Annotated in this window: 20 protein-coding genes; 12 read left to right on the forward strand and 8 right to left on the reverse strand. The window is 53.1% G+C overall.

Going from position 1 to position 26,857, the window contains the following annotated elements:
- The first annotated feature begins 78 nt into the window (after positions 1 to 78).
- Positions 79 to 1,341 (forward strand): MFS transporter, encoded by a 1,263-nt coding sequence (locus ACFE8Q_RS13355; protein ID WP_375445891.1) that lies wholly within the window; start codon positions 79 to 81, stop codon positions 1,339 to 1,341.
- A 66-nt stretch (positions 1,342 to 1,407) separates the two neighbouring features.
- Here ACFE8Q_RS13355 and ACFE8Q_RS13360 read toward each other — a convergent pair whose 3' ends face one another.
- The 5 genes from ACFE8Q_RS13360 to ACFE8Q_RS13380 form a co-directional block, all read right to left on the reverse strand.
- Positions 1,408 to 2,085, reverse strand: coding sequence for a hypothetical protein (locus tag ACFE8Q_RS13360; protein ID WP_375445892.1), 678 nt, complete (start codon positions 2,083 to 2,085; stop codon positions 1,408 to 1,410).
- Between the two features lie 91 nt (positions 2,086 to 2,176).
- The gene (locus ACFE8Q_RS13365; RefSeq protein WP_375445893.1) at positions 2,177 to 3,064 is read right to left on the reverse strand and encodes a serine protease; all 888 of its coding nucleotides are present in this window, start codon (positions 3,062 to 3,064) and stop codon (positions 2,177 to 2,179) included.
- Between the two features lie 107 nt (positions 3,065 to 3,171).
- Entirely contained in the window at positions 3,172 to 4,524 is a 1,353-nt protein-coding gene (locus ACFE8Q_RS13370; RefSeq protein ID WP_375445894.1) for an OmpA family protein, read from the reverse strand.
- Positions 4,525 to 4,697: 173 nt separating this feature from the next.
- A complete protein-coding gene (gene gnd / locus ACFE8Q_RS13375) occupies positions 4,698 to 5,594 on the reverse strand; it encodes a phosphogluconate dehydrogenase (NAD(+)-dependent, decarboxylating) (protein ID WP_375445895.1) in 897 nt (298 codons plus the stop codon).
- An 80-nt stretch (positions 5,595 to 5,674) separates the two neighbouring features.
- The gene (locus ACFE8Q_RS13380) at positions 5,675 to 5,899 is read right to left on the reverse strand and encodes a hypothetical protein (protein ID WP_375445896.1); all 225 of its coding nucleotides are present in this window, start codon (positions 5,897 to 5,899) and stop codon (positions 5,675 to 5,677) included.
- Positions 5,900 to 6,117: 218 nt separating this feature from the next.
- Between ACFE8Q_RS13380 and ACFE8Q_RS13385 the strand changes: the two genes are divergently transcribed.
- Both ACFE8Q_RS13385 and ACFE8Q_RS13390 read left to right on the forward strand, forming a co-directional pair.
- Complete coding sequence (locus ACFE8Q_RS13385; RefSeq protein WP_375445897.1) at positions 6,118 to 6,996, forward strand: SMP-30/gluconolactonase/LRE family protein; 879 nt, start codon at positions 6,118 to 6,120, stop codon at positions 6,994 to 6,996.
- Positions 6,997 to 7,304: 308 nt separating this feature from the next.
- Positions 7,305 to 9,764, forward strand: a complete 2,460-nt coding sequence (locus ACFE8Q_RS13390; protein WP_375445898.1) for a TonB-dependent receptor domain-containing protein — start codon at positions 7,305 to 7,307, stop codon at positions 9,762 to 9,764.
- A gap of 209 nt (positions 9,765 to 9,973) precedes the next feature.
- Here the strand turns inward: ACFE8Q_RS13390 and ACFE8Q_RS13395 are convergent, their stop codons facing one another.
- Complete coding sequence (locus tag ACFE8Q_RS13395; protein ID WP_375445899.1) at positions 9,974 to 10,390, reverse strand: LytR/AlgR family response regulator transcription factor; 417 nt, start codon at positions 10,388 to 10,390, stop codon at positions 9,974 to 9,976.
- A 493-nt stretch (positions 10,391 to 10,883) separates the two neighbouring features.
- On the opposite strand from ACFE8Q_RS13395, the gene ACFE8Q_RS13400 reads away from it, so the two are divergent.
- Positions 10,884 to 15,041: a two-component regulator propeller domain-containing protein gene (locus tag ACFE8Q_RS13400; protein WP_375445900.1), complete on the forward strand. Its 4,158-nt coding sequence runs from the start codon at positions 10,884 to 10,886 to the stop codon at positions 15,039 to 15,041.
- A 100-nt stretch (positions 15,042 to 15,141) separates the two neighbouring features.
- On the opposite strand, the gene ACFE8Q_RS13405 is transcribed toward ACFE8Q_RS13400, so the two are convergent.
- Entirely contained in the window at positions 15,142 to 15,975 is an 834-nt protein-coding gene (locus ACFE8Q_RS13405) for a hypothetical protein (RefSeq protein WP_375445901.1), read from the reverse strand.
- A 313-nt stretch (positions 15,976 to 16,288) separates the two neighbouring features.
- On the opposite strand from ACFE8Q_RS13405, the gene ACFE8Q_RS13410 reads away from it, so the two are divergent.
- The 6 genes from ACFE8Q_RS13410 to ACFE8Q_RS13435 all read left to right on the forward strand — a co-directional run bounded on the left by ACFE8Q_RS13410 (position 16,289) and on the right by ACFE8Q_RS13435 (position 22,318).
- Positions 16,289 to 17,413, forward strand: a complete 1,125-nt coding sequence (locus ACFE8Q_RS13410) for a GDSL-type esterase/lipase family protein (protein ID WP_375445902.1) — start codon at positions 16,289 to 16,291, stop codon at positions 17,411 to 17,413.
- Between the two features lie 130 nt (positions 17,414 to 17,543).
- Positions 17,544 to 18,530, forward strand: coding sequence for a chemotaxis protein CheB (locus ACFE8Q_RS13415; protein ID WP_375445966.1), 987 nt, complete (start codon positions 17,544 to 17,546; stop codon positions 18,528 to 18,530).
- A gap of 94 nt (positions 18,531 to 18,624) precedes the next feature.
- Positions 18,625 to 19,104, forward strand: coding sequence for a hypothetical protein (locus ACFE8Q_RS13420; protein ID WP_375445903.1), 480 nt, complete (start codon positions 18,625 to 18,627; stop codon positions 19,102 to 19,104).
- 208 nt (positions 19,105 to 19,312) lie between these two features.
- Positions 19,313 to 19,906 (forward strand): nucleotide exchange factor GrpE, encoded by a 594-nt coding sequence (locus ACFE8Q_RS13425; RefSeq protein ID WP_375445904.1) that lies wholly within the window; start codon positions 19,313 to 19,315, stop codon positions 19,904 to 19,906.
- Positions 19,907 to 20,023: 117 nt separating this feature from the next.
- Positions 20,024 to 21,187 (forward strand): molecular chaperone DnaJ, encoded by a 1,164-nt coding sequence (dnaJ, locus tag ACFE8Q_RS13430; RefSeq protein ID WP_375445905.1) that lies wholly within the window; start codon positions 20,024 to 20,026, stop codon positions 21,185 to 21,187.
- Positions 21,188 to 21,925: 738 nt separating this feature from the next.
- The gene (locus ACFE8Q_RS13435) at positions 21,926 to 22,318 is read left to right on the forward strand and encodes a VOC family protein (protein WP_375445906.1); all 393 of its coding nucleotides are present in this window, start codon (positions 21,926 to 21,928) and stop codon (positions 22,316 to 22,318) included.
- Between the two features lie 45 nt (positions 22,319 to 22,363).
- Here the strand turns inward: ACFE8Q_RS13435 and ACFE8Q_RS13440 are convergent, their stop codons facing one another.
- Positions 22,364 to 22,855 carry a formylglycine-generating enzyme family protein gene (locus ACFE8Q_RS13440; protein WP_375445907.1) on the reverse strand — a complete coding sequence of 164 codons (492 nt, stop codon included), beginning with the start codon at positions 22,853 to 22,855 and terminating at the stop codon, positions 22,364 to 22,366.
- A 157-nt stretch (positions 22,856 to 23,012) separates the two neighbouring features.
- On the opposite strand from ACFE8Q_RS13440, the gene glp reads away from it, so the two are divergent.
- Together glp and ACFE8Q_RS13450 are read left to right on the forward strand one after the other, a co-directional pair.
- On the forward strand, positions 23,013 to 24,215 hold the full coding sequence (gene glp / locus ACFE8Q_RS13445) for a gephyrin-like molybdotransferase Glp (RefSeq protein WP_375445908.1): 1,203 nt from the start codon (positions 23,013 to 23,015) through the stop codon (positions 24,213 to 24,215).
- A 113-nt stretch (positions 24,216 to 24,328) separates the two neighbouring features.
- Entirely contained in the window at positions 24,329 to 26,836 is a 2,508-nt protein-coding gene (locus ACFE8Q_RS13450; protein WP_375445909.1) for a beta-propeller fold lactonase family protein, read from the forward strand.
- Positions 26,837 to 26,857: the final 21 nt, after the last annotated feature.

Here is a 26,857-nt window from a genome sequence, read left to right on the forward strand (position 1 = left end):
TCCAATGTCTGAAGTTGTCGGCGGGTGAACCGTCCGGGCAAGTTTAGACGTTGGACTTTAGACTTTGGACTTTTCTGTATGCCTGTTTCCGATTCAGTTGCCCCTCACGATCCGTACGCCTCGCTGCGTATTCCCGATTTCCTCTACTACATTCTCAATTCGTTTTTTTTCACGATCACCTTACTCATTCAGGAGGTGATTCTGGGGTACGAACTATACAAAATCACCCACGATCCGCTGGCACTTGGGCTGGTGGGGTTGGCCGAAGCGATTCCGTTCATTATTCTGTCGTTATTTGGCGGGCACCTGGCCGACCGGCGCGATAAAAAGCGCATCCTGCAACTCAGCCTCATCGTGATTATGCTGGGGTCGGTTATTTTATACGCGGCCTTCCAGCCGTCGGTTGTCAGTCAATTCTCGCAGACGGCGCGCCTGGCCGTTATTTATGGCGTTTTGATGCTGATTGGCACAGCACGCGGTTTTTATTCCCCCGCCAGTTCATCGCTGAAACCATTCCTGGTTCCCCGCGAACTGTACGCTAATTCCTCGACCTGGAGCAGTTCATTCTGGCAGGCCGGTGCCATTGTTGGGCCGGGTGTGGCTGGGTTGCTTTACGCCGCCATTGGGTTTGAGAACACGTTGCTGACCGCCATCTTTCTGTATGTTCTCTGCTTCATTTTCCTGTCACTGATTAAGCGGCACCCCGTTGTTGCCACGCATTCGGTTACGGACGTGGGCTTCTGGAGCAGCCTGCGCGAAGGCTTCGCCTTTGTTTTCAGCAATCGTATTGTGCTGTATGCTATTTCATTAGACCTTTTTTCGGTGCTGTTTGGTGGTGTGGTGGCCATTTTGCCCATCTTCGCCGAAGACATACTCAAGGTAGGGGCCGAAGGGTTGGGTGCCTTGCGGGCGGCTCCATCGGTGGGCGCGGTGGTCACGATGCTGGCGATGGCAAAATACCCGCCCACGCACAATGCCTGGCGCAATATGTTACTGGCGGTGGCTGCATTTGGCGTAGTCACAATCGTTTTCGCCCTGTCTACAAATTTCTACCTCTCGCTCATGATGCTGGCGCTCACGGGTGCCTTCGACAGCGTCAGTGTGATCATCCGCCAGACGATCATGCAGATTTTTCCGCCCGATCACCTGCGCGGTCGGGTAGCGGCCGTAAATGGCATTTTCGTTAGTTCGTCGAATGAAATCGGGGCGTTTGAATCGGGCGTAGCGGCTCGGGTACTGGGCACGGTCCGGTCGGTGCTGGCGGGTGGCGTGGTCACCGTGCTGGTAGTCAGCTACATCTACACCCGTTCGAGAGACCTGTTCAAAGTAAGGCTGAGTTAAAGGATTGAGGCATGCTTCGCTCAGGTACGTTGTATGAATCAACCAGCTCCTGCTTACCAGTCACTCTTAATTGTGATCGTACTCTGTGAGTACTTTCTTCACATCAGCCCACGTTTTCAGCTTCCCGGATTGCTTATTAAGCACCGCGGTGAATGCCTCACGCTGGTCGGCCGGGAAAGCAGCCAGTACGGATGATTTCGATGGGGTTACCGATGTTATCTCCTTGGCAACTACCAGGTAAGATTGCTCCCGTTGCACAAAGCGTTTCTTGCCAAAATCAGCACTCATCGGGTCTTCATCTTTTTTAATAACCGAGATGATCGAACGTATCAAGGTCGCTTTTTTGCTTTCATATACTACATGGCAGTACAATGGCTTAGCCAGTTCCCCTTTCCCCGAATATCCGGTTCGGAAAAGAAGCGTGTCGCCTTCATTCACCACCATCCTGAATTCGTTCACTGGTGTGGTCATCCGAAGTACTTTCGACTTTTCGAGGTATTCCAGTTGGCCAGCTTCTGTGTTATAACGCGCTTTGAGTTTCTGGGGGGTTGTTCCGCCGACAGTGACGTAGCCTGTAGCAAATCCTTTTTCTGGAATGAACGGCGAACCGCTTACGTCGTTATAGCCGATCTGAAACGGATCGTAGATGGTTATTGACGTATACGTACCTGAGTTATTTGTAACCGCCTGTGCCACCGATAGGTTGGCAGCTAGCAACGCGAAGGAAAGTAAGCTATATTTCATATGGAGGAGTGAACGGCACTGCGCCTGACGGTTACGAAGCGCCTCAAATATAGGTAGTTCCGCGCAGTCTGGTTCGTCCACTCCCCTGCTTTTAGCCTTCCAGGTACGTTACATTATGGTCACTCAGGAAGCGTTTGATCACGTCGACGTGGATGCAGGCGCCCACGTTCAGGAACGGGTAATTGGAGACGCGCGCTTTCCGGCCATTCACCATCACGTCACGCCCCTCGATATCGAAGCCCAGGTGCAGGTGGCGCGTTTCGGCCTGCATGCCATATACCAGGCCATTTATGTCGAACAACGGGCCGCCGCTTTGCCCGCGCAGACCGGGCGTACTGAGTTCGATGCCGGTTACATTGGTGCCATTATCAGACAGAAGTCGGGTAATGATGCCATCGATCGGAAACTTGGGCGTCGTATCACGACCTTCAGCAATCCACTCGATATCGTCTTTATCCGTGTTGTACCAATAGTTTGTAAACTCAGGAAACGGATAGCCAAGCCGACAGAGCGATCTTCCCGGCCGGGCCCGGCTGCTGTCACGCAAAAAGGTGGCGTGGCTTTTATATAAGGTTCGGTTATAGCCAATGAAGCGAATCAGGGCCAGATCCTGCGTAGGATGCAGGTCAACTTTGAGTTCCGTAAACTGATCGACGCAGTTCATGAACATATTACGTACCCGGATCACGGTTTCGCTTTTGAACCCATATTTTTCTTCCATCTTTTGCAGCAGGTGCGCGTAATTTTTATCCCGTTGATACTGTCTTATTTCGGCCCGAAAGGCGTTGAACTGACCATAGATAGAATCAGACTGGACAATCAGTTCGGCCACGTGTTTACACGTAATAGCACAGGCTTTGTCATTGACAAAGAAGAGTGTTGCCGAGCCGGGGATAACTTCATTATGGCCATACAGCCGGATAATCGAATGAATGGGGCGGGTAAATGGATCGACGATGTCAATCGCGTCAGCAAACATAGTAGGCGGTCTAGCCAGCAAAAGTAGCTTTGTAGCGGGGCAAAATCGTGCATGAAGATGCAAAATCTTGCGCCTCTACACCGGAGCCTACATTAGACTACCGGCTGTTAAATCTTCGTGACCACAACGTCGATGCGGCGATTTTTCTGGCGCCCTTCCTCCGTATCATTAGTAGCGGTGGGTTTTTCAGCGCCAAACCCCTGAGTGGTAATTCGATTGGCTGCCACACCGGCCGACGTCAGCACGTCCCGAACCGTGTTGGCCCGGTCGAGCGAAAGTTTCTTGTTAGCAACGGCATCCCCCGTATTATCGGTATGGCCCTGAATGTTGATCTGCAACGAGGGATACGCATTCATAATCTCGATGAGATCGTTGACGTTGGGTTTCGATTCGTTGGTAATCTTCGTCGAATTGGTCTCGAACGTCAGGTTTTCAAACGTGAATGTTCGGGGTAATGGCCGCGTTTTTCCGGCCAGGAATTGAGCCAGGTTCGCGTTGAACGTATTGGATGCTACCCTGATCCGACGACCACCGGGCAGGTCCATCTGTCGTTTTTCTTCCGCATCGGCCGCCGCAGCCCCGGCTGGCCCACCTGGAATCGAGCCCGTGGGTGATCCGTTCGATTTGGCGGCGTTGGCCCGTGAAACAGCCGACGTATCTTCCCGACTATCGGGTTCAGAGCGAGCTGTCGTATCTGTATATACGCCATCGACGCCTGTCTGCGGCTGACGGCATTTCTGAATAATCAGAAACAGAATTAGTGCACCCACGGCGATCATCGCCCACCGCAACCAGTTTACGTTTTCCCGTTCCCGTTCAACCAGCGGGCTTTTTGGAATATCGGGGTTTACCGGCGTGCTCATGAAGGTGGTCACATGTTGCCCGTCGCCGGTTGCGGGGCCTCCTAATTTATCGAAGCCAAGCGACGTGGCGAAAGCAGCCAACCCGGCGGGTATACCAGCCCGGATGTCGGCAACCTGCCCGCCTACCAGCGTACTCAGGTTAACGCCAGTCAGCCCATTTTCGAGCGATTGCCGACCCAGCACACCTTCCAGCACCGCACCAACCAGATCCATCAGGCTCAAGGCCGACGTACGGTTGATTTGGCTATGCCGGGCAATCTCGCGGGCTACCGCATCGACACGCGCAGGCAGTATGCGTTCAATGAAGGTACTGCCCGTCGAAACGGCATCATGCATTTCGGCTCCTGTGTCGCTCACCTGTGCAATATCGAGGGGCGTACCAGTTTTTGTATACTTGGAATGACGGAGAAAGTCGACGATCTCGTCAGCATCAGTAATAGTGTGGGTACGTTGGGCAAGGCCACCCAGTACTACCGGAATAATTGCCTTGATGGCATTGCCTGTTTTAGCAGGCGACTCGCCAATCCGTTGACCCAACTGGTCGATTACCGAGGGTGTGAACTGATCGGATAAATAGGTAAGCAGATTAACAGCCATAGTTCAGAACGAAGAGTACATCAGGCTATCAACTGTGTGGTAAGGGGGAATGTTTTTAGGGGTAAGGTTCAATGTCTACCGTCTAAAGTTCAAAGGCGCTGCTCATTAACCTGATTGGTAATGAGCAGCGCCTTTGAACTTTAGACGGTAGACATTGAACTTCAAGTCAACGTTTACTTTTTATCCACCGCGTGGCCGCCGAACTCGTTTCGGAGGGCGGCTACTACTTTACCCGAGAAGGTGTCTTCCTGCAACGACCGGTACCGCATCAGCACCGACATGGCAATAACGGGTGTAGGTACGCCCATATCAAGAGCCGTTTCCAGCGTCCACTTGCCTTCGCCCGATGAGTGCATCCGTCCCAGAATGCTGTCTAGTTTGGCATCTTTCGAAAACGCATTTTCGGCCAGTTCCATCAGCCAGCTACGGATAACCGACCCGTTGTTCCACATCTTGGCAACAGCCTGATAATCATATGGGAATGGGCTTTTTTCCAGCACCTCAAACCCCTCGGCTATCGACTGCATCATGCCATACTCGATACCGTTGTGGACCATCTTGGTGAAGTGCCCACTACCTGCCGGACCGGTGTAGAGATAACCGTTTTCAACCGACATATCCTGGAACAGTTGGTCGATGTATGAAACCACATCGGGATCGCCCCCCACCATCGTGCAGGCACCGTTCAGGGCACCTTCCATCCCACCGCTCGTTCCACAGTCTACGTAATTAATGCCTTTTTCTTTCAGCATGGCGTAGCGCCGGAGCGTATCCTTATAGTGCGAATTACCGCCGTCGATCAGGATATCTCCCTCTTTGATCAGTGGTAACAGTTGGTCGATTACGCGGTCGATCAGTGGGCCGGCCGGAATCATCAACCATACTATACGGCGCCCTTCCAGCGCATTGCACAGGTCCGGCAGGGTCAACACGCCCTGAGCGCCTTCGCCCTTTATGTCGTTCACCAACGCCTCGTTGATGTCGTAACCAATTACTTCGTGTTTATGGCGCAGCAGGTTGAGCACCATGTTAAAGCCCATTTTACCAAGGCCAACAAATCCAATTTGCATAAAACAGACGGAGAGTGGAATGAAACTAAATGCCGGAAACCGCCCCGGAAAGCTGCGTAATGTTACGCATAGCCCGGCATTTATCCCACGGTAGCCGTTGGAATCTGCCCGTAAGGCTCATTAGACAATACCGTTTGCAAGACAAAATCAGCTACTTCGATCGGTTGATCGCGTAGCACGCGTGCGTCGAAAAATGCCCAAAGCATGTCATCAGAGGGGTCGTAAAACTGATGCAGACGGGCCAGATCCTGGATACTTGCTTTCAGCGAAGAAGCCGCAGGTTGTTGGTTCTGTTGGGTAAACATGGTTTATGATTTAGAAGGTAGCAGGTCAATAACCTGTTCATAGTGAGAAGGTTTATTAAAATTGGCTAATCAATAAATTTGGCAAACGGCACGATTGGCAGCCTCCTTTCGGCAGCAGCTTATAGACTGGCCTACGGCAGCCGATCACTGGAAATCTGCTGGCCAGGCTTGTACTGGATGGAAACTGCACTTCTTTTGCGTTGAAAAATAAACGAATCATGATTAACTCCTCAATCCGACTTGCTTACCTGCTTATAGCCGCTGGCCTTCTTTTTGGCATCAGCCAGAACACAGTAGCAAAACCTAAGCCAAAAAAACTGGTAAAAGTCTGGGAGTCAGACTCTACCCTACGCGTTCCCGAATCCGTACTTTTCGACCCCTCTACCGACATCGTTTACGTGGCCAACATTGACGGCAAGTCCGATGAACTCGACGGCAATGGCTTCATCAGCCAGATGACCACCGATGGCAAGATCACCAACCTACGCTGGGCAACCGGCCTTAATGCCCCCAAAGGCATGGGGCTACATCAGGGCAAGCTCTATGTAACAGACGTGTACCGACTGGTTGAGATTAACACCACTACCGGGCAGGTTGAGAAAACGTATGATGCGGTAGACCCGAAAAATGCGTTCCTGAATGACGTAACGGTGGCTAAAGACGGCACCGTTTATGTATCGGATAGCCGATTTGATAAAATCTACCGCCTCAAAAATGGCAATTGGGAGGTGCTTATGTCGGGCGAGCAACTCAACAAGCCAAATGGTTTGCTAGCCGAAGGAACAAAATCAATCCTCGTCGGAAGCACGAAAATAGGTGCCCTGCGCCGGGTCGATTTAGACACCAAAGAAATGACCACCCTTGCCGATGGAATGGCAGCCACCGACGGCATTGTGAGCGACGGCAAATCAGGCCACTTTGTATCAGACTGGAATGGACAGGTATTTTTCGTGGACAAGGACGGGCAAAAACAGAGTCTGCTCGATACCCGAACCAGCAAAACCAACTCAGCAGACATAACCTATATCAAAAAGGGGAAGCTGTTGCTCGTTCCTACGTTTCTTAAAAATACCGTCGTAGCCTACCGCGTCGACTAAGCGCAGGACTATACTGATTGGCATAAACCCGGTTTGCGCTTTGCAGACCGGGTTTTTTGTTAGTCATCGGCAGACAGTTCAGCCGAGAGGCCAATGAATTTCTCAACTTTTTTGGTGGGACCATGCAACGTACCGCTCCCCTTCGCTCATCTATTGGGTAGTTATGTACAGAAAAAAGGGGAATGGTGTCTATACAGCGCCATAGACCACTGAACATGACAAACCTGCCGCTCGTGTAAGATCAGGTACTATGCAGTGCCTAGTACCTTAGTTTTACAACATCATTAACGGCCCATGCCACTTCTCTTATGCGGTTACTCATTCTACTCTCCGTTATTTCATGGTTCGCGTATACGACGGCCAACGCGCAGCAACCAATAAAGGGCTCAATAACTGGCCAATGCCTTGACCAGGCCGATAAACCACTCCCTTTTTCAACGATGTTGCTTGTCAAGGCAAGCGATTCAACGCTGGTAAAAGGTGCCGTAGCCGACGCCGAGGGAACGTACCTGTTCGAGAACATTGCCATCGGCCGGTATCTACTCTCAGCTCAGCAGGTTGGCTATAGCAAAAGCTACAGCCAACCGTTCGCCCTCGATGCCGAGCACACTACGATTAAACTGCCCAGCCTGAAACTAACGGAGGAGCAGCGGAAGCTATCAGAAGTGACGGTTGTGGCCAAACGGCCGTTCATCGAGCAGCAGGTCGACCGCATGGTCGTAAACGTTGAAAACAGTGCCGTAGCAGCAGGAAACACCTTGCTGGAAGTGCTTGAGAAAGCACCCGGCGTCACGGTCGATCAGCAAAACGAAGAGATAAAGGTGCGGGGTAAAGGCGGCGTTATCGTTGAAATAGACGGCAAACGGTCGTATCTGTCTACGCAGGAGTTGATGAACCTGCTGCGCAATACGCCCAGCGACAATGTGGAGAAACTGGAAGTAATTACCAATCCATCAGCGAAATATGACGCCGCCGGTAACTCAGGCATTATCAATATCCGCTTCAAAAAGAACAAGAATTTCGGCACCAACGGCACCTTCACGGTGGGCGTTGGCCAGACACTGCAACCCGACGGCCGGGGCCGGGCATCTACGTCGCTGAACCTGAACCACCGGGAAGGGAAAGTCAATCTGTTTGGCACCTACAGCTTCGGCCAGTACAATAATTTTAACCGGAACGACATTTATCGCCGCATCCCTTACGAAGGTAATGTGACGTACTTCGACCAGCATAGCCGCCGGTTTGGCAGCAGCCAGAACCACAATTTCAAGGCAGGCGCGGATTGGTCGGTAACGAAAAAAACGACGATTGGGGTGCTGTTCAGCGGTTTTACCGAAGCCTGGGATCAGCCCAGTTCGGAAAGCAAGACCGATATCCTGAACGAACAACTGGCTGTTACACGCCGATTCTCGACCAATGGCGTTGCAAGCAACGGGCTGACGAACCTGAATTATAACCTGAACCTGAAGCACCAGCTCAATGATAAAGGGCGGGAGTTGAGCGCCGACGTCGATTACGTCACCTACAACGGCCGGTCTCGCAACGTGCTCGGTACGCAATACTTCACCCCCGACGGAACACCCAGCGGCCGCCCCGACTCGGTTCGTAACATCATGCCCTCATTCATCAGCATCCTGGTTGGCAAGGTCGACTATGCGCACCCACTTGGCAACGGAAAGTTTGAGGCGGGTCTGAAAAACAGCCGGGTACAATCAGACAACGACCTGGCATTTGAGACGAAATCGGATGTGTGGGCTGTTGATGCCGGCCGCTCGAACCGGTTCATCTACACGGAGACTATTTCGGCCGCCTACGCGAATTACAGTACCAAGCTCGGCAAGAAAACGCAGCTACAAACAGGGCTTCGCCTCGAACATACGCATTCGGTAGGTAACTCAGTCACGCTCAACGACGTGCGGGAACGTACCTACACGAACCTGTTCCCAAGCATTTTCGTAACGCAGCAACTCGACACCAACAATGCGTTGTCTTTGAATTACAGCCGCCGCATCGACCGGCCTAACTACCAGACACTGAACCCGTTCATCTTCTTCCTTGACCCGTATACGTATCAGCAGGGGAACCCCAATCTACGCCCGCAGTTTACAAATTCGCTCCAACTGACCCACACCTTCAAGCAGTCATTTATTACCACCCTTGCCTACAGCCGTATCAGCGACGCCATCATCAGCGAAGTGCCACACCAGATTCCGGCCGAGAATAAAACGTACGTGACCAGCGAGAACATCGACCATCAGGATAATATAAACCTGACCATAAGCTTCCCGGTGAAAGTGACAAAATGGTGGCAGATGCAGACCAATCTCTCGGGCTTCTACAACAACTACAAGACTTTCTACAACGATCAGTTGCTAACCCTGCAACAGACGTCGTGGAATGTATATAGCAGCCAAAACCTGACCGTCAGCAAAACGCTATCCGTAGAAGTCAGCGGTTACTATAATGGGGCGGGCGTGTATGGTTTCTACAAGTTTCAGCCACAGAGTGCCCTGTCGATTGGCATTCAGAAGCAGGTATGGGAACGGAAAGGCCGCTTCAGCCTCAACATAAACGACCTGTTCTGGGGCAATAAATTCAGCGGCGTTGCGAAGTTCCAGGATATCGATTTCGCCGTGAAATCGTTCTGGCAAAGCCGCGTCATCCGCGCTTCATTTACCTACCGATTTGGTAACCAGAACGTAAAAGCCGCCCGCCAGCGCAATACGGGGGCCGACGAACTAAAAAATCGCATGCAGTCAGGTAGTTAAGATTTTTGATTAGTTTAGGTTAAGTAAACCAAAAAGCCAGCCCCGACTTGAGGGTTGGCTTTTTTGTACCCTGCGAAGAGGTATTCGCAGCAGGTACGTTGCCTTCGTTGTGTCCTTCCAGCACCGTGTTGATCTGGGCATTCGAGGGGCCGTGCTGACCAGTTAGGGTTCCAGGACAAAGCCATCTGGCACTACCGTAGCGTTTCGGTTTACCAGCCGTGGGTCGGGGTTCGTTCAGCTTCTCCGAAGAGCTGTAGCTCCCGGCATACGTCCCGCCAGCGACGACGGGAAATGGCCAGGGTCTCACCCGTCGACAGATGAGCTATGTGGCCCGCTTTTGAGTTTTCCAGCCGCTGGATGTAGTGCCTGTTGATAATGCAGTTGCGGTGAAAGCGGATAAAGTGGGCAGGGGGAAGCTGCTCCATATACCATTTAAGCGTGCGCGGCATGAGCATGCGCCGGCCATCGGCCCAGCATAGCCAACTGTAGTTGCCCTCAGATTGAAGAGAGACCAGACTGCTGACGGGAAAATGCTGCTTGCCGCGCTCCCGAACGTACAGTCTAAGGGGCGGCCAGGTCAGAGGAAATGGATGGGCGGGGCTATTCAGCGGTGGGGTAAAGATCATACGTGAACCTTTGTTTAGTTAGACATCTACTCCCATGTACCCGTTGTGGTGAGCCATGGCACTCATATAAGAATAAGCAGGTAAAGCAAGCGCAGCGGATAAGGGTGCGGAAGAGGCACATCCGAAGGCATTCAATCCCGGATTTCTGCTAAATCAGGCCGATAAAAAAGGGGAGTTTTTCGGTCCTGAATGAGTTTGCAATGTTATCCGAAGGCCGTCGGACCGGTGTGCAGATTTCACCCAAATAGGTGCAAATTTGGTGCAGCAGGCCCAAAAAGAGCAGGAAAGCAGGTAAATCAGCCCCAGGAGCGGCACACTCTGGCGGCTTACGTCAGTTGCCACGAGCAGTGAACGTCGCCCCCTTCGACAGGCCGGTGAGCCAGCATGGGTCAGGCGATCTGCCAGCTAATGCACGCATAGTCTACAGATTATAATAGGATACTACTTACATTTGGCTGCTCATTCCTAGAATCAGGCATTAAAACAGCATGTATTGAAAGCGATCAGCCTGGTCATAGTTCTCTTAGTCGGTTGCTCCTCATTGGCCGGGGCGCAGCACTTTGCGGCTTCCGTTCAGCGCTACGGCCCCGAGCAGGGGCTGGCCCACCGCGAAGTGAACGCCATTTTTCAGGATCGCCGGGATTTTATGTGGTTCGGCACCAAGTTTGGGCTTAACCGCTTCGACGGCGCTACGTTCACGACGTATACTCGGGAAAAAAACGGGCTTGATTTTGATGACATTCAATCCATTGCTCAGGATGCCGACGGATTGCTGTGGCTTATGGGTCCCGAGGGTAAATCAGCCATCACCCTCTTTAACCCGGTAACCGGCGTAGCCACTTCCTTCGGGAAACGCTTCAACCAGCCCCAACGCCCTCCCCCTCCGGTGTTGCCGCATCTTCTGCTACTGAATGGTGCTGACGGAACGATCTTTTTCATTGATTACCATCCGCCAGCTAAACTAAACGTCTACCATCCCAGGTCGGGTCTGGAGACGGTGTCATTACCCCAGTATACGACCCTGACGCTGGCGGCCGTAACCCCCCGCAACACCGTTTGGGCCATTGCTAACCATAAACAACTGGTGGAACTAACGCAGGACGGGCGCGTACTACGTACCTACGACCACTCAGGAACTATCATTACCTGTTCAGGCCAGCGCCATGCCGGTACAGAATTCTTTTACAGAGTTGTTCTAGACGCGCAACACCCGTATACGGGCCAATTGTTTAAAATCGACGGGTCGGGTCGTCGTCAGGAGCAATCCATTGATCTGATCAAACCGGCGAAATTGCAACGGCGACTTGTTTATGCCTTCGACCGGAGCGGACTGGTCTGGAATGGTTACCAGTTGCGTGACTCCACCGGAAAAGTTACCCTCGATATCAGCGATCAACTGGTCAGTGACCAGGTTGATAACCGGAGTTTTTTTCGGGACAAAAATGGGAGCCTCTGGTTAGGAACCAGCTTTGGACTCTACCAGATCCGGATTAGCCAGAACTATTTTCAGCGTTTATTTTACCAGTCCGGTAACGGAAAACAACCCGCAGTTCGGGGCATTACCACCGTTGGCGATACGCTCTACGCGAATCTGGAGAATGATATGGGTTTATTCGCCAGCCGACGTTCGGGGGAAGCGGCCCGTCGGCTGCTGGGGGGGCAGCGGTCGTTACTTAGTTTGAGCGGTAACCTGGCGGGCAAACTCTACTTAGGCGAAGGGTATACGCTGATCGCCTACGATTACCGAACCACCAAAAGTACCGTGATGCCCCTATCCGGGCCGGGAGCCGTATGGACCATTCATCCTTTCTCGGCCACTCCCCGCCGGTTGCTGGCCGGTGGCGATCCCGGTTTGTGGCTGGTCGACCCGGTCGCCAGCCGCGTAACGCCCTTCCGGGGCTATAACCAGTTCCCCGAATTAGCCCAGGCCCACGTCCTCCACATTGGTACCGACCGGCAAGGCACGATCTGGCTCTGCGCAACCACGGGGTTCTACACGGTTGACCCCCGACGAGGTGTTACAGCCCGCTACTGGCGTGGCGGCAAGGGCACCTTCAGGCTACCCGCCGACAGCTACCAGCATTTTTACCAGGCTCCCAACGGACGCTTTTGGCTGGCCACGGCCAACGCCGGGCTGATTCGCTGGGATCGATCCCTAAGCCAGTACCGCCAGTTCAAACGGGCCGACGGGTTGAACAACGATAATATCTATGCGGTGTATGCCGACCGGCGGGGCCACCTCTGGCTCAGTAGCGACAATGGCATCATGCAGTTTGACCCGGTCCGGCTTACCACACGTACCTACACGGTACAAAACGGCATCACCCACAACGAGTTCAACCGCATTGCCCACTATCAGGATGCGCAGGGGCGGCTTTATTTTGGTGGTTTGAACGGGGTAACGGCTTTCGACCCGCGTGATTTCGAAGCCGAAGCCCCGCCACCCTCCCTGCCTCTGCGGGTGGTTTCTTTCCGCCAATTCGATGCCGACCGCAACACACTGGTCAACAAGACAGCGGAACTGCTCAGGACCAATCAGATCACGCTGAGCCCCAACGACCGCAGTAGTGCCCTCGACTTCGCGCTGCTCAACTACACCGACGCTCAGAAAAATACGTACGCCTACCAATTCAGGGGCGTGGATAATACCTGGCACTACCAGACCGAACCTTCGCTACGGCTGGGTAACCTGCCCTACGGCGACCATACACTGCTGATCAGGGGGCAGGCTGCCGACGGCCGGATGTCGTCGGATACCCTTTCCATTGGGGTGCGGGTACTGCGGCCGTTTTACCTGCGCGGCTGGTTTGCCTTTCCCCTGGCATTTCTGTTGCTGGGTGGTGTATGGGCCTGGGGTCGATGGCGGGAATGGCAATACCGGAAGGCACAAATCCGGCTGCAAACCCAGATCAACGAGGCCACTCAGATCATTGGCCGCCAGGCTCAGGACCTCTTACAACTCGACGAAACCAAATCCCGTTTTTTCGCCAACATCTCCCATGAATTCCGCACGCCCTTAACGGTGATTCTGGGCATGGCCGACAACCTACGCCGGCAGGCCGATCCCCAGTTGCAGCAATCGGCCATCCTGATTGAACGCAACGGCCGCAACCTGCTGCGGTTGATCAATCAAATTCTGGATCTTTCCCGGCTGGAAGCCGGCAAGATGCCGCTCAAACTCGTGCGAACCGACCTGATCTGCTTTATCCGCTTCGTCGGTGAATCGTTCCAGTCGATAGCCGGGACGAAGCAGGTGAGCCTGATCGTGCACACGGAGGAAGAAAGCGTGGAGGCCGACTTCAGCCCGGACAAGCTACAGGACATTGTGGCCAACCTGCTGGGAAACGCGCTCCATTTTACCCCGCCAGGAGGTCAGGTACGTTGCGAAGTGACTATTCAGCCCCACTGGCAACCACTTACCCCGGCGGGCTACCATGAGGCCCTTACGCCAATCCATCAGTTGGCTGACCCGTGGATTCAAATCACCGTCAGCGACACTGGCCCCGGCATTGATCCGGCCAGCCTGACAAGGATCTTTGACCGCTTTTATCAGCAGCAGTCCGACGATTCGGCTGGGCCGCATCAGGCTGGGCCGCATCAGGCTGGGCTGGCCACTGGTGGTACTGGCATTGGCCTGTCGCTGGTACGGGAGTTGGTTAGTCTGATGCAGGGTGGACTAGCGGTTCGCAACCGACCAGCCCCCTCCGGGCCGGGTCCATCCAGACTGGGTCCATCCAGATCGGGCGCTGAATTTGTGGTCCGTATCCCCCTGACCCGGCAGGCTCCCCTGGTCGACCATGTACCGCCCGCGCCCATGCTGACCACATCTGACCCGGGTGAGATGGGCGACCAGGTCGAAGCCAGTTTGGAAGAGACGCCAGATCGTCCCGTGCTGTTGCTGGTGGAAGATAATGACGATGCCGCCACCTATATCCAGAGCTGCCTGCGGGAGGAGTACCAGGTCATACGGGCCGAAAACGGGCAGATCGGTATTAACCAGGCTGTGTCCATCATTCCCGATCTGATTGTGAGCGATGTGATGATGCCCATCAAAGACGGATTCGAACTTTGCGGTATCCTGAAGAACGACGAGCGCACCAGCCACATACCGATTGTCTTGCTCACGGCCCGGGCCGCTATGGACGATCGGCTTACGGGCTTACGGCGGGGGGGAGATGCGTACCTGGTTAAGCCTTTCCAGCGGGAAGAGTTGCTCCTCGTGCTGGGCAATATGCTCCAGACCAGACAGCTTTTGCAGCGCTATTACAGCCAGCGGGCGATGGGTAACCCGCAGGAAGACCCCTCTTCCGCCGACGGGACCGATACGCGGGAAGATCAGTTTGTGGCCAAACTGCGCGCTACCCTGGAACTTCATCTGGACAACGTGGCGCTCGATACGACCATGATCTGTCAACTGATGGGCATGAGCCGGAACTCATTATACCGCAAGGTAATGGCGCTGACCGGCATGTCGGTAATTCCTTACCTGAGGGCACTTCGCCTGCAAAAAGCCGAAGCGCTGCTACTACAATCAGCGTTGAGCGTTGCCGAGGTGGCTTATGCCGTGGGCTTCGACAATCCCCGCTATTTCAGCCGGGTTTTTTCAGAAGAAAAAGGGGTTACTCCCAGTAGCTTCCGCGATAGGGCGTAACTGATCTTTCTTTCCGCCACGCGCTGGAACAATTCTGCTTTTCCATTACGGCCCGACTCTCAATAGCTGAGCAGTCCAGAAATTTGGGGCGGCTTCAGAACTATTTTATTACTTTATAATAATCAGATTTATTTCCATTACATGTTCTGCAAAGGGGCACTAAATTTAGCATACTATTTCGGCAGGCTGATGTTAAGGCCATCATGCCTATAGAAAAGGGATTCAGGGAAAAAGCAAATGCGCAGAGACTCAAAAAAGCTTTCCCTTTATCGTTAGGTATCCATTTATTTCTGTCAGCAACTAAATTCAACTGAGGATTCGTCCCGAACGGCCTTTCCTTCACAGCTATCACAAATTTTCCCCAGTTGCCGATACCTGTACTCTTTGCTCCCGTTCCGGCGGCAATCGTAAGTCCGAGCGCCCGGAGGGTTTTTACTGTGTATAGGTATTCGCCATCAGCTTGGGGCATATGGTGGTCTATCTCAATGAGTTGTATAGGCAACACTATACCGCAGTTATGACACGCCATCCCCGGCATTGGTTTTTGGACAGGCTTTCCATGCTTGTCATGAAAAGTAATCGACATGGTAGGGTTATAACCGTACATAGCCAGCCATTCATTATTACTTTTCACATCACCATGATACGACAAGCTGAATCTATCTATTTCGCCTGCGATATGCAATGCATCTGCTTTTGACAATAGCAAGGCTGTATTTTCCCATACTCCCTTTGCATCCAGGTACAAAGTTTTCGAGCCATGCTGGTAAAACCTCCCAGGAACCTGTATGACTTTCTTCTTTTTTACCGACGAATTTTTTGTCTTTACAGATAATGTATGACTGTAAGTTGACGGATCGCCATGATGTAAACCAATAGTCCCTGGAGAAAGGCCCTTGAATGCGTCGCTGATTGTCTGCCTAATAGTTGACATAGCCGAAGAGGTTAAAAAAATTAGCTTGGCCAAAGCTATTTGCCAAAACGCGTTCTATAAAAGATGTTTATTAATTGGTTACCTGAACGCAGAAAACCGAATTAGCCGCCCCTAACTACACCCAACGGGTCCACGTTATTACGCCGGTAGCCGGATTTATAAAATGCGGCTACCGGCACTATCGTCCCGTAACGGCAATTCGTTCCTACCGCATCGAAACCAAGTGGGGAACGTACCTGATTCCTGCTATTTTTGAAGCCGGAAAGCAACAGTCAGACTGCCCTCCTATCAACAATACGACCATACGTCTTGCATGAACGCGACTCCCCGTCTACTAACAGCAGCACTGGTAGCCATCATGCTCTGCCTGGGCTGTGCTTCGTCTAAACGCAGTTCAGACAAGTCAGCCACGCTATCCGCATCAGATTTACAGCCTTATGGCCGATTCGCCATAGACCAGTATCAACGGCTGGAAATGATTAGTTCGGCGATGCACGTCGGGTTTAGTTTCAACGGCCCGACCTGCGAGTTATACGTCAGCCTACCCAATGCTACCGGACATAACTACCTGCAATATGAGCTGGATGGCGTCTACCAGAAGCGAATAAGAATCTCGGGGGAGTCGAAAGAACCGATACGGCTAACGGCACCCACTGCCGGTAAGCACACGGTTTGGCTCTATAAAGCGACCGAAGCCCATACCGGCCCCATTATCCTCGCGAAAATTACCGGCACTAACATAAAACCTGTCCGGGAAGCCAAAGCACCACTTATCGAATTCATCGGCAACAGTATTACCTGCGGAGCCGCCGCAGATCCGTCTGACGTACCCTGCGGGAGCGGGCAGTATCACGACCAGCACAACGCCTACATGGCGTATGGCCCCCGCGTGGCCCGTGCCCTGGCAACAAGTTTTATCCTGAGCAGCGTAAGCGGTATTGGCGTGTATCGTAACTGGAATAGTAACGGGCCTACGATGCCGGCCGTGTATGAAAAAGTAGATTTCCAGGCAGGGAACACAACGACCTGGAACTTCAGCCGGTTCACACCACAAGTGGTTAGCATCGCCCTGGGCACCAACGACTTGAGCAATGGCGATGGGAAGCGGGAACGATTACCGTTCGACAGTGCGGCTTACGTGAGCAAATACGTAGATTTTGTGAATGTCGTCAAGTCGAAATACCCCGGTGCGCAGATTGCCCTGCTTAGCAGCCCGATGATCAACGGAAACAACCGGGCGAAACTCCAACACTGCCTGACAGCCGTGAAAGAACGCATTGATGCCGCTCACAGCACGGACAAACCCGTTGCAGTCTATTTTTTCCAACCGATGCAGGCCCACGGTTGCAGTGGCCATCCAAACGTTGAGGACCACGCAATTATGGCTCAGGAACTGTTGCCCTTCTTCAAAAAACTAGTGAACCAGACCAGTCGATAAGCAACCTGCAGCCTGCTTGTTAAGCGAACCGTTTCCTCACGATAGTGAGCATCAGGCGCTCTGGCTTGTTCCAGCGACAACAAGCGGGATAGCAACCGGTTAGACCACCGAAGGGATGGAACTGACCGATATGGGCAAACGAGATATTGTTGTGATTGGTGCTTCGGCGGGGGGGATATACGCCCTCAGAGAACTGGTCGCGGCCTTACCTGCTGATTTCCCTGCTTCGTTGTTTGTTGTTCAGCATGTAAGTGCTGACTCGCCCAGTCGGCTGCCGGAAATACTAAACTATGCCGGTAAACTGAAAGCGATCCACCCAACAGATGGCGAATCGATTCAACAGGGTTATATTTATATAGCCCCGCCAGACCATCACCTGCTACTTGAGCATGATCATGTACTGGTCAGAAATGGCCCTAAAGAGAACCGGTTCCGACCCTCGATCGACACGCTATTTCGCTCAGCGGCGTATAGGTATGGCCCCCGGGTAATCGGGGTAATTTTGACGGGTGCACTCGACGACGGCACCTCTGGTATGTGGTCCGTTAAACGGCTGGGAGGTGTCAGTGTCATTCAGGAGCCTCAGGAAGCGATGTATCCCAGTATGCCCGAAAATGTACGCCAGCATGTTGAGGTCGATTATACAGTCCCCCTCGCTGATATGGCCTCTCTGCTGGGTAACCTGGTTCAGGAAGAAACCGGAGAAAGACCTGTGCTTTCTTCAGACGAGGAAACGCGTATGTCGAGAGAAGTGAACGTTACGAAAAAAGACAATGGCCTTGAACTGGGTCTTGTCGAGGTTGGTCAGCTAACGCCATTCACCTGCCCGGAATGTCATGGTACGCTGGTACGTATTCAGGAAGGTCAACTTCTGCGGTACCGGTGTCATACGGGTCATGGGTTTACCACCGAAGCGTTGCTTAGTGGGGTGAAGCAAACGCTGGAAGACGCCTTATGGAATGCGATCAGGGCACTCGAAGAAATGATGATGTTGCTGGAGCAGGTTGAGAAGCCCGTAGAAGTAAGTGATTTAGAACCGATTGAAGCGTATCAGACAAAGCTACAGCAGGCTCGTAACCAATTGAATCAGCTTCGCTCGCTGGTGGTTACTGAGTAATCATCGGCTGAGAAATGAGCTGTACGTGCAATATTCCTACTTGGTATATAGGAAATAAAACAAATGACCGTTGTAGATTGAAAGTAGATTTGCAATGAGAAGAATACGTTACCTGTATACACTACTACCGGGGTGTCTGTTAATCGCATCAGCCTGCACCGATTTAGTGATCGTGCCAAACCACACCACCAGTCCGCCAACTAGTTGTCAGACGCAGCCAATTGAACAGAATATCGTTGGCACCTGGCATGTCGAATCAACGATAAATCCGAAAAGGCCCACTCAGACAGGGACCATTACATTCACCGCTGACGGAGCAATCGACGACCCCGATGCGTTGTTTGAGACATCGATTCTTGGTAAACCAGTAGTGGCTAAAACATATGACCCCAGCGTTCCATTCCAGGACACTTCCCCCAGGAACGTATTCATGATCTACCTGTCGATCCAGCAAAGTGGTCAATACGCACAGATTACTCCGTTTACGGTGCTACGGAACGAGTGCAATTATATCCAGTTGGTGCTCACATCAAGTACCTACCAAAATCTCGGTTTGATTCTAACCCGGCAGTAGCCCTGCCGACACCGTGATAATGCCCCCTATGCAGGAACGTACCTGGCACAATTAGCGCCAGGTACGTTCCTGCATAGGGGGCATTATCACGGTGCACCTCCTTTCAGTTACAGCATTCCGTTGTGCCATCTTGTCAGCCTGATGGCTTTGGCAGCGGATTTGCAACTACCTTTACAATCCGATTAAGCGCGAAATACGACCTGTTTGTATGGAAAATAAAGACATTGTGGACGAGTCTGTGCCACAACCTGACAACTCAACCGAACCAATCACGACCGAAGACCGTGAGGTCGAAGAAGCGGAAGTTATCAACGGTAGCGCACCAGCAGGTGACGGTGCCGACGTGGCTCCCGAACCCACAGAAGCCATCGGCTCTGAACTCGCCGTGATGAAAGATAAATACCTGCGTCTTTACGCCGATTTTGAGAACTTCCGCCGCCGCACAGCCAAAGAGAAGTTAGACCTGATCTCGACCGCCAGCGAAGGGCTGATGGTCACGCTGTTGCCTGTAGTCGATGATTTCGAACGGGCTATGCAGGCCCTGGAGTCGACAACCGATGTTGCCGCCGCTAAAGAGGGTATCAACCTGATATACAGCAAGCTTAACAAGGTGCTGGAAGGGAAGGGCCTCAAACCGATGAACAGCAAGGGCGAACCATTCAACGCCGATTTGCACGAGTCAGTCACACAGTTTCCGGCTCCCACCGAAGACCTGAAAGGCAAGGTGATCGATGAAATCGAAAAAGGATACCTGCTCAATGACAAGGTAATCCGCTACGCTAAAGTAATTGTAGGAGCATAGATGAATTAAGGGTTAAGAAATTAAGAATGAAGAGTTGCGCTACACTGAGTCACCGTACCTGGAGCCTGTGAACAGAAACTCTTCATTCTTAACTCTTAATTCTTAATTTCTTAAGAGATGGCAACGAAACGTGATTATTACGAAATTCTGGGAATAGACAAGAAAGCCACGGCAGACGACATTAAAAAGGCGTACCGCAAGATGGCGATCAAGTATCACCCGGATAAAAACCCCGACGATCCCACCGCCGAAGATAAATTCAAGGAGGCTGCGGAGGCGTATGACGTATTGAGCGACGATAACAAACGGGCTCGCTACGATCAGTTTGGCCACGCGGGTCTGGGCGGCGCAGCGGGCGGTGGTGCCGGCGGCCCGTCAATGGATGATATTTTCAGCCAGTTCGGCGACATTTTCGGCGACGAATCGCCGTTCGGCTCCTTCTTTGGCGGCGGTCGTGGCGGCGGCGGGCAACAACGGCAGCGTGTTCGTCGTGGCTCTGACCTGCGCATCAAACTGAAGCTTGACCTTCAGGAGATCGCCAACGGCGTAGAGAAAAAAATTAAAGTGAAGCGGCATGTTGCCTGCCAGACCTGCGGCGGCAACGGCTCCAAAAACGGAACCGCCGTTCAAACCTGCCAGACCTGCCAGGGAACAGGCCAAACCCGCAAAGTGGTGAACACCATGCTGGGGCAGATGGTCTCGACGGCCACTTGCGGCACCTGCAACGGCGAAGGTAAACTTGTCACTGACCGGTGCGACGTATGCCACGGTGAAGGTCGCGTGTTACAGGAAGACGTCATTCCAATCAAGATTCCGGCGGGTGTTGCCGAGGGCATCCAGCTCTCGGTAGGCGGCAAAGGCAACGTACCCCCGCGCGGTGGCGTAGCCGGTGACCTGCTGATTGTGGTTGAGGAAGAAGAGGACGAGGACCTGAAGCGCGATGGCACCAACGTGGTCTACGACCTATACGTCAACTTTGTCGACGCGGCACTGGGTACCAGTGTTGAGGTCCCCACGATTGACGGACGGGCCAAAATTTCGCTGGAAGCAGGCACGCAAAGTGGCAAAATCCTCCGCCTGAAAGGAAAAGGCATTAAAGACCTGAATGGCTATGGTCGTGGCGATCAGTTGATTCACGTGAATGTCTGGACGCCTAAAGTCCTCAGTTCAGAAGAACGGACAATCCTGGAGAAGCTTCGGTTATCCCCCAATTTTCATCCAAGGCCCAATAAAAGCGACAAAGGGTTCTTCGAAAAAATGAAGGATTTCTTCCACGGTTGAGGCTCAGTCCCTAACCGTTCGGCAGCAAAATTACCCCATAAGGAAATCCCGATTACTACGTGTGATCGGGGTTTTTCTATGTAAAATCGGCTAGCACAGTACAGAATGGAGTCTGCTCGCCGCCGTATTGAAAAACAAGTAAGGAATCATTTGACCTGTAGCTCAGCATCCAGATGTAATTTCTGGCGTAGTTCGAACCCGTTTTAATCTTGGCCTATTAACGTCCGACCGTATGATGATTACTGGCCCTAATTTGTTCATGGCCGGAAGGTAGTATAGTGTTGAGGGTACAAGCTAAGTGGCTCAGTCAGGACTTCCAGAATAAGTACATTTATTTATTCTGTGTTCGTCAGTGGCAACAGGAATCGCTCCGTGCAGGACGCTTTTTTGCGGCAGGAAATAGACCATGCACATTATCCAATAAAATTAATTGTAAACTTAGTGTGACCTATTGGCGCATAAATAGTCATATAGGCGTGACTACCAGAAAACTTCTCACCCTTCACGCGTCAGACGCGTTAGTAAATCTGATCACCTGGTCAGTGGTATTGCTCTGTTCGTTGGCCACAGCCTGGGCATTGTGGCGCATTGTTACCAGTTTATTTTAATAGGTAGCCTTGCGCTCATCAATACTATGAGTCTGCCAGTCGTAAACGCAAAAGCCCCAGCTCAGAAAGCCGGGGCTTTTGCGTTTACGACTGGCAAACCACGTTACTTTACACCAACATATTGACTACTATGAAAAAAGTAACGGGCCTGGGCGGCGTATTTTTCAAATGCAACGATCCGCAAGCCATGAACGACTGGTACGCCAGAAACCTGGGGTTAGTTACCAGCGAATACGGAACATCATTTGAGTGGCGGCAGGCCGATGACCCGTCGAAAAAAGGCTCTACGGCCTGGTGCGCATTCCCCAATGACACCAAATCGTTTGATCCGTCGACAAAGCCGTTTATGATCAACTACCGGGTGGAAAATCTAGCGGCGCTGGTTGAGGAACTGAAGAAGGATAACGTGACAATCGTTGACGAAATAGCCGAATATGAGTACGGCAAATTCGTGCACGTGCTCGACCCGGAGGGCAACCTGATTGAGCTGTGGGAGCCCAGCGAAGAGTCGGAGAACAAATAAAGCAGTCGGGTAGCGGTTTCATGGCTGATACCGTTACCCGATTGACTACGCTGTTTTTTTCACAGAACGAACGCAACGAAAGCTTATCCCTGCCCTGGTATCCGTGGTCGGTGGGATCGGCAACCGCTTGAATTCCTCATCAGTCGGGAGACGGTACGTGATGCGTGTTTTAGCCCTGGCATTGGCCTGTTTCATCTGCTGATAGGTGGCCGGTTTAGCGTGCGTGGCCAGATAAGTAGCCGTTATACTGCGCCAGTCGCAATAGGCTAGTGCCTGCTGCCAGCTAATTCCCGTTATGGGTTCGTGTTGCCTGTTAAGGCTGAGCTTGTTGCTGCTCCATTGCGACGGTTTCATTGATTGACTGTACTTTCTCGATAAGGCCGGGTCGTTCCTGGTAAACTGAAGGAAGGCTGCCCACTCTTTATTAGACACTTCCCGCCTGTCGATCTGAACCACTTCCGGTCGCTTACAGACAACGAATTGGGCAGTGGCTACCGAGCCGTATAGGCAACCGAGCATCATGAGGATCGCTTTCATTGGATTGGTTTGGTTTAGTAAGTCCCGACTACGCAACGCGCTTCGGGTCAATTAATTGCCAGGCCACTGCCTGCACGCCCGGTCACCGGCTGTTTGCCACCCGCTACGAATCATCGGGGAGAATGAGCTATTTTTGGCTTTCCTCAACTGAACCGCTATGCTCACTGTTGCCGACGCTGATCAACTCCTTGCCACTCACGGCCTGACACTCTCGACCGAAACGGTGCCTTTTGCCGAGGCCCGCGGGCGGGTGCTCGCCGAAACCATTCTGGCCGACCGTGACTTTCCACCCTTCGACCGGGTGGCGATGGATGGCATTGCTATTCAGTTTACGGCGCTGGCCGACGGGCAAACAACGTACCCGGTACTGGCCGTTCAGCGGGCGGGCGAACCCATCCAGCCACTATCTGACCCCAGGGGTTGTATCGAAGTAATGACGGGTGCCGTGCTCCCCAGTGGTGCCGATGCGGTGATTCGCTACGAAGACCTATCCATTACCGACGGCATAGCTACGCTCACCATTCCTGCCGACATGGTGCGCGGCCAAAACATACACAGACAGGGAACCGACCGCCGCACTTTCGATGTGCTCCTGCCAGCCGGAACCGTGCTTCGTCCCGTTGAACTGGCGGTGGTGGCGTCGGTGGGGCAAACGTCAGTATCGGTGCTGAAACGGCCCCGCGTGGCGGTGGTCTCTACGGGCGACGAACTGGTCGATACGCACCAGACGCCCCTCCCCCATCAGATTCGACAGTCGAACGCGTACCTGTTGCAGGCCGCCCTCCGCGACTTGTCGATCGATGCTTCGGTGCACCATTTCCCCGACGATATAGCCACGATTACGGCCGGTTTGTCGAGCCTGCTGGCAACCAACGACGTGCTGGTGATGACGGGCGGCGTATCGGCCGGAAAAGCTGATTTCGTGCCCGAGGTGCTGGGCGGACTGGGCATTCAGCGCCTTTTTCACAAGATCGAGCAACGGCCGGGTAAACCACTCTGGTTTGGCCGCAGTGCCGACGCCCAACGGGTTGTGTTTGCCCTGCCGGGTAATCCGGTTTCCACGACGCTCTGTTTCTACAGGTACGTTCGCCCCTACCTGCAAACGGCGATGGGCATGAGCCCGGAACCACCCCTATTCGCCCAGTTAGCCAGTCCGGTTACGTTTAAACCGCAACTCACGTACTTCACCCCCGCCCGCCTGGAAGCCACACCCGACGGCCAATTACTGGCCAACCCCCTCCCCGGCAGTGGCTCCGGCGATTTCACAAACCTGACCGCCGCCGATGCCTTCCTGGAATTGCCCGCCAATCCGCATGAATTTCCAGCAGGTACGTTGGTAGCGGCCTGGCCTATTGGCTAAGTCGCTTCTATATTGTCATTGTGTGAAATGATCTGGTACGCCAGGCTGGAGCCGTAACAATCCGATAATTTTGAGCCGTTCCTTTTTGCTAACTCGTTATCAGCAACTTCTGCATGAACAAATACTCGATTCCCTTCGTCGGATTGACGCTATGCCTTCTTTCCCTGCTCAGCAGTTGCCAGCGAAATGGCGGCTCAAACCAGTCGGCAGAAGGCGCTGAGGTCTACAAAAAACTGGCCGCCAAACGAGTCAATCTGCCCAATGGCTGGTCACTCACGGCCCCCGGCAGCAGCCTCGACCTCGACGATTTGCCCTTAACGATGGTGGTTTCGCCGTCGAAAAAGTACATCGCCATTACCAACAACGGGCAAAGCACGCAAAGCATCACCCTGATCGACGCCGGTTCGCAACAGATCATCGACACGGCCAGAGTTGGCAAAGCCTACGTCGGGCTGGCTTTCAGCGACGACGAAACCCGACTGTATGCCTCTGGTGGGAACGACAACAGGATTCTGACTTACCGGATCGAGAACCGTAAACTGGTACCCGACGAGGCAATTATCCTGGGCAAACCCTGGCCAGTGAAGATTTCGCCCACAGGCCTGTGCATCGATAGCAGCAAGGACCGGCTCTATGTGGTTACCAAAGAAGACAGCGCCCTCTACGTGGCCGACACAAAGACGAAGCAGGTGCTTCGGAAAATAAACATCGGGTCGGCGGCTTACACCTGTCTGCTCTCGCCCGACAAAAAAGAGCTGTATATTTCGCTTTGGGGCGGGGCCAGCGTAGCCGTCGTGGATGTGAACACGCTACAGGTCGTAACCAGAATTGCCACCAATAAAAATCCGAATGACCTGCTGTTTACCCGCGACGGGAAGTACCTCTTCGTGGCCAATGGCAACGACAACACCGTCGCCCTGATCGACGTGGCCAAACGGCAGGTAATCGAAACCCTCACCGCCTCGCTTTTCCCCGACGCCCCCGTAGGCACCACCCCGAACGGACTGGCCCTGACCGAGGATGAAAACACGCTCTACATTGCCAACGCCGACAACAATTGCCTGGCAGTCTTCGACGTGTCGCGAAAAGGGCATAGCCTGTCCAGCGGATTTATTCCTACGGGCTGGTATCCAACGGCGGTGAAGGTGATTGGCAACAGGCTGTTCGTTACAAATGGCAAAGGTTTTTCGTCGAAGGCGAATCCTAAAGGGCCAAACCCGGTTCGTACGCGCACACCGCAGCAGATCGGGGCCAACCCGCAGGCCAACCCCGGACCGGTACAGTACATTGCCGGGCTGTTTAAGGGAACCCTGTCGATCATCGACGTACCTGACGCGGGAAAACCCAAGGCCGATATTCTGGCGGCCTATTCGCGCCTGGTTTACGCCAATACGCCCTACACCAAACGCAAAGAACTCCAGACGGAAGGCGAGAGCGGAAATCCGATTCCAATGCGGGTCGGCACCAAATCACCGATCAAGTACGTATTCTATATTATCAAGGAAAACCGCACGTACGACCAGATTCTGGGCGATATGACCGAAGGAAACGGCGACGCGTCGCTTTGCCTGTTCCCACAGAAAGTGACGCCCAACCAGCATGCGCTGGCGAAGGAATTTGTGCTGCTGGATAATTTTTACGTCGATGCCGAAGTGAGCGCCGACGGGCACAACTGGTCAGCGGCGGCCTACGCCAATGATTATGTAGAGAAAAACTGGGTAACCAGTTATGGCGGTCGCGGCGGCACGTATGATTATGAAGGACAAAAAGAAATTGCCCACCCGCGCGACGGTTTTATTTGGGATCACTGCCTGCGGGCGGGCATTCCGTTCCGCAGCTACGGCTGGTTTGCCGACGATGAAAAGCCGAATATAAAAGCCCTGGAAGGCCGCTATTGCCCAACTTTCAAAGGGTACAATCTGGGCTACATGGATACGAAACGGGAGGCCGCCTGGGAAACTGATTTCGACGCACTTGTGGCCGCCGGGAACGTACCCAGACTGAGCACGGTGCGGTTTGGCAACGACCACACATCGGGTGCCCGCATTGGCCTGCCAACGCCCGACGCCGCCGTTGCCGATAATGACCTGGCCGTTGGTCAGTTTGTCGAACACCTCTCGAAAAGCCCGATCTGGAAGGAATCTGTCGTGTTTATTCTTGAAGACGACGCGCAGAACGGCCCCGACCATGTTGACGCCCACCGGTCGATTGCCTTCGTGGCGGGTGGGTTCGTGAAACGGGGATACGTCGATCACACCATGTACTCGACCTCAGGGTTACTGCGTACGATCGAACTGATTTTAGGGCTCAAGCCTATGAGTCAGTACGATGCCGCAGCAACGCCCATGTGGCGGTGTTTCGACAAAAAAGCGAATCCAGGTACGTTCACCGCCCGCCAGGCAGGCATTGACCTTAACCAGCGAAACGTGGCAGTCAATACAAATTCGAAGCGTTCGTCACTCTTCAACCTGACGCGACCCGATGAGATCGACGACCTGATTTTCAGCGAGATCGTGTGGCAAACCGTTCGCGGGCAACACAGCATCATGCCTGCTCCCCGGCGGGGTGCGTTTGTCCGCGCGGGCAAAGCAGAAGACGAGGATGACGATGATGACGACTAGATTTTATGGTCATTGGTGGTC

The organism is uncultured Fibrella sp., assembly GCF_964250085.1.
GTDB lineage: Bacteria > Bacteroidota > Bacteroidia > Cytophagales > Spirosomataceae > Fibrella.

Excerpts from the sequence above, each read along its gene's own strand:
- ACFE8Q_RS13355 (WP_375445891.1), top strand. The coding sequence starts at position 79 with ATGCCTGTTTCCGATTCAGTTGCCCCTCACGATCCGTACGCCTCGCTG.
- ACFE8Q_RS13360 (WP_375445892.1), bottom strand. The coding sequence starts at position 2,085 with ATGAAATATAGCTTACTTTCCTTCGCGTTGCTAGCTGCCAACCTATCG.
- ACFE8Q_RS13365 (WP_375445893.1), bottom strand. The coding sequence starts at position 3,064 with ATGTTTGCTGACGCGATTGACATCGTCGATCCATTTACCCGCCCCATT.
- ACFE8Q_RS13370 (WP_375445894.1), bottom strand. The coding sequence starts at position 4,524 with ATGGCTGTTAATCTGCTTACCTATTTATCCGATCAGTTCACACCCTCG.
- gnd (WP_375445895.1), bottom strand. The coding sequence starts at position 5,594 with ATGCAAATTGGATTTGTTGGCCTTGGTAAAATGGGCTTTAACATGGTG.
- ACFE8Q_RS13380 (WP_375445896.1), bottom strand. The coding sequence starts at position 5,899 with ATGTTTACCCAACAGAACCAACAACCTGCGGCTTCTTCGCTGAAAGCA.
- ACFE8Q_RS13385 (WP_375445897.1), top strand. The coding sequence starts at position 6,118 with ATGATTAACTCCTCAATCCGACTTGCTTACCTGCTTATAGCCGCTGGC.
- ACFE8Q_RS13390 (WP_375445898.1), top strand. The coding sequence starts at position 7,305 with ATGCGGTTACTCATTCTACTCTCCGTTATTTCATGGTTCGCGTATACG.
- ACFE8Q_RS13395 (WP_375445899.1), bottom strand. The coding sequence starts at position 10,390 with ATGATCTTTACCCCACCGCTGAATAGCCCCGCCCATCCATTTCCTCTG.
- ACFE8Q_RS13405 (WP_375445901.1), bottom strand. The coding sequence starts at position 15,975 with ATGTCAACTATTAGGCAGACAATCAGCGACGCATTCAAGGGCCTTTCT.
- ACFE8Q_RS13410 (WP_375445902.1), top strand. The coding sequence starts at position 16,289 with ATGAACGCGACTCCCCGTCTACTAACAGCAGCACTGGTAGCCATCATG.
- ACFE8Q_RS13415 (WP_375445966.1), top strand. The coding sequence starts at position 17,544 with ATGGGCAAACGAGATATTGTTGTGATTGGTGCTTCGGCGGGGGGGATA.
- ACFE8Q_RS13420 (WP_375445903.1), top strand. The coding sequence starts at position 18,625 with ATGAGAAGAATACGTTACCTGTATACACTACTACCGGGGTGTCTGTTA.
- ACFE8Q_RS13425 (WP_375445904.1), top strand. The coding sequence starts at position 19,313 with ATGGAAAATAAAGACATTGTGGACGAGTCTGTGCCACAACCTGACAAC.
- dnaJ (WP_375445905.1), top strand. The coding sequence starts at position 20,024 with ATGGCAACGAAACGTGATTATTACGAAATTCTGGGAATAGACAAGAAA.
- ACFE8Q_RS13435 (WP_375445906.1), top strand. The coding sequence starts at position 21,926 with ATGAAAAAAGTAACGGGCCTGGGCGGCGTATTTTTCAAATGCAACGAT.
- ACFE8Q_RS13440 (WP_375445907.1), bottom strand. The coding sequence starts at position 22,855 with ATGAAAGCGATCCTCATGATGCTCGGTTGCCTATACGGCTCGGTAGCC.
- glp (WP_375445908.1), top strand. The coding sequence starts at position 23,013 with ATGCTCACTGTTGCCGACGCTGATCAACTCCTTGCCACTCACGGCCTG.
- ACFE8Q_RS13450 (WP_375445909.1), top strand. The coding sequence starts at position 24,329 with ATGAACAAATACTCGATTCCCTTCGTCGGATTGACGCTATGCCTTCTT.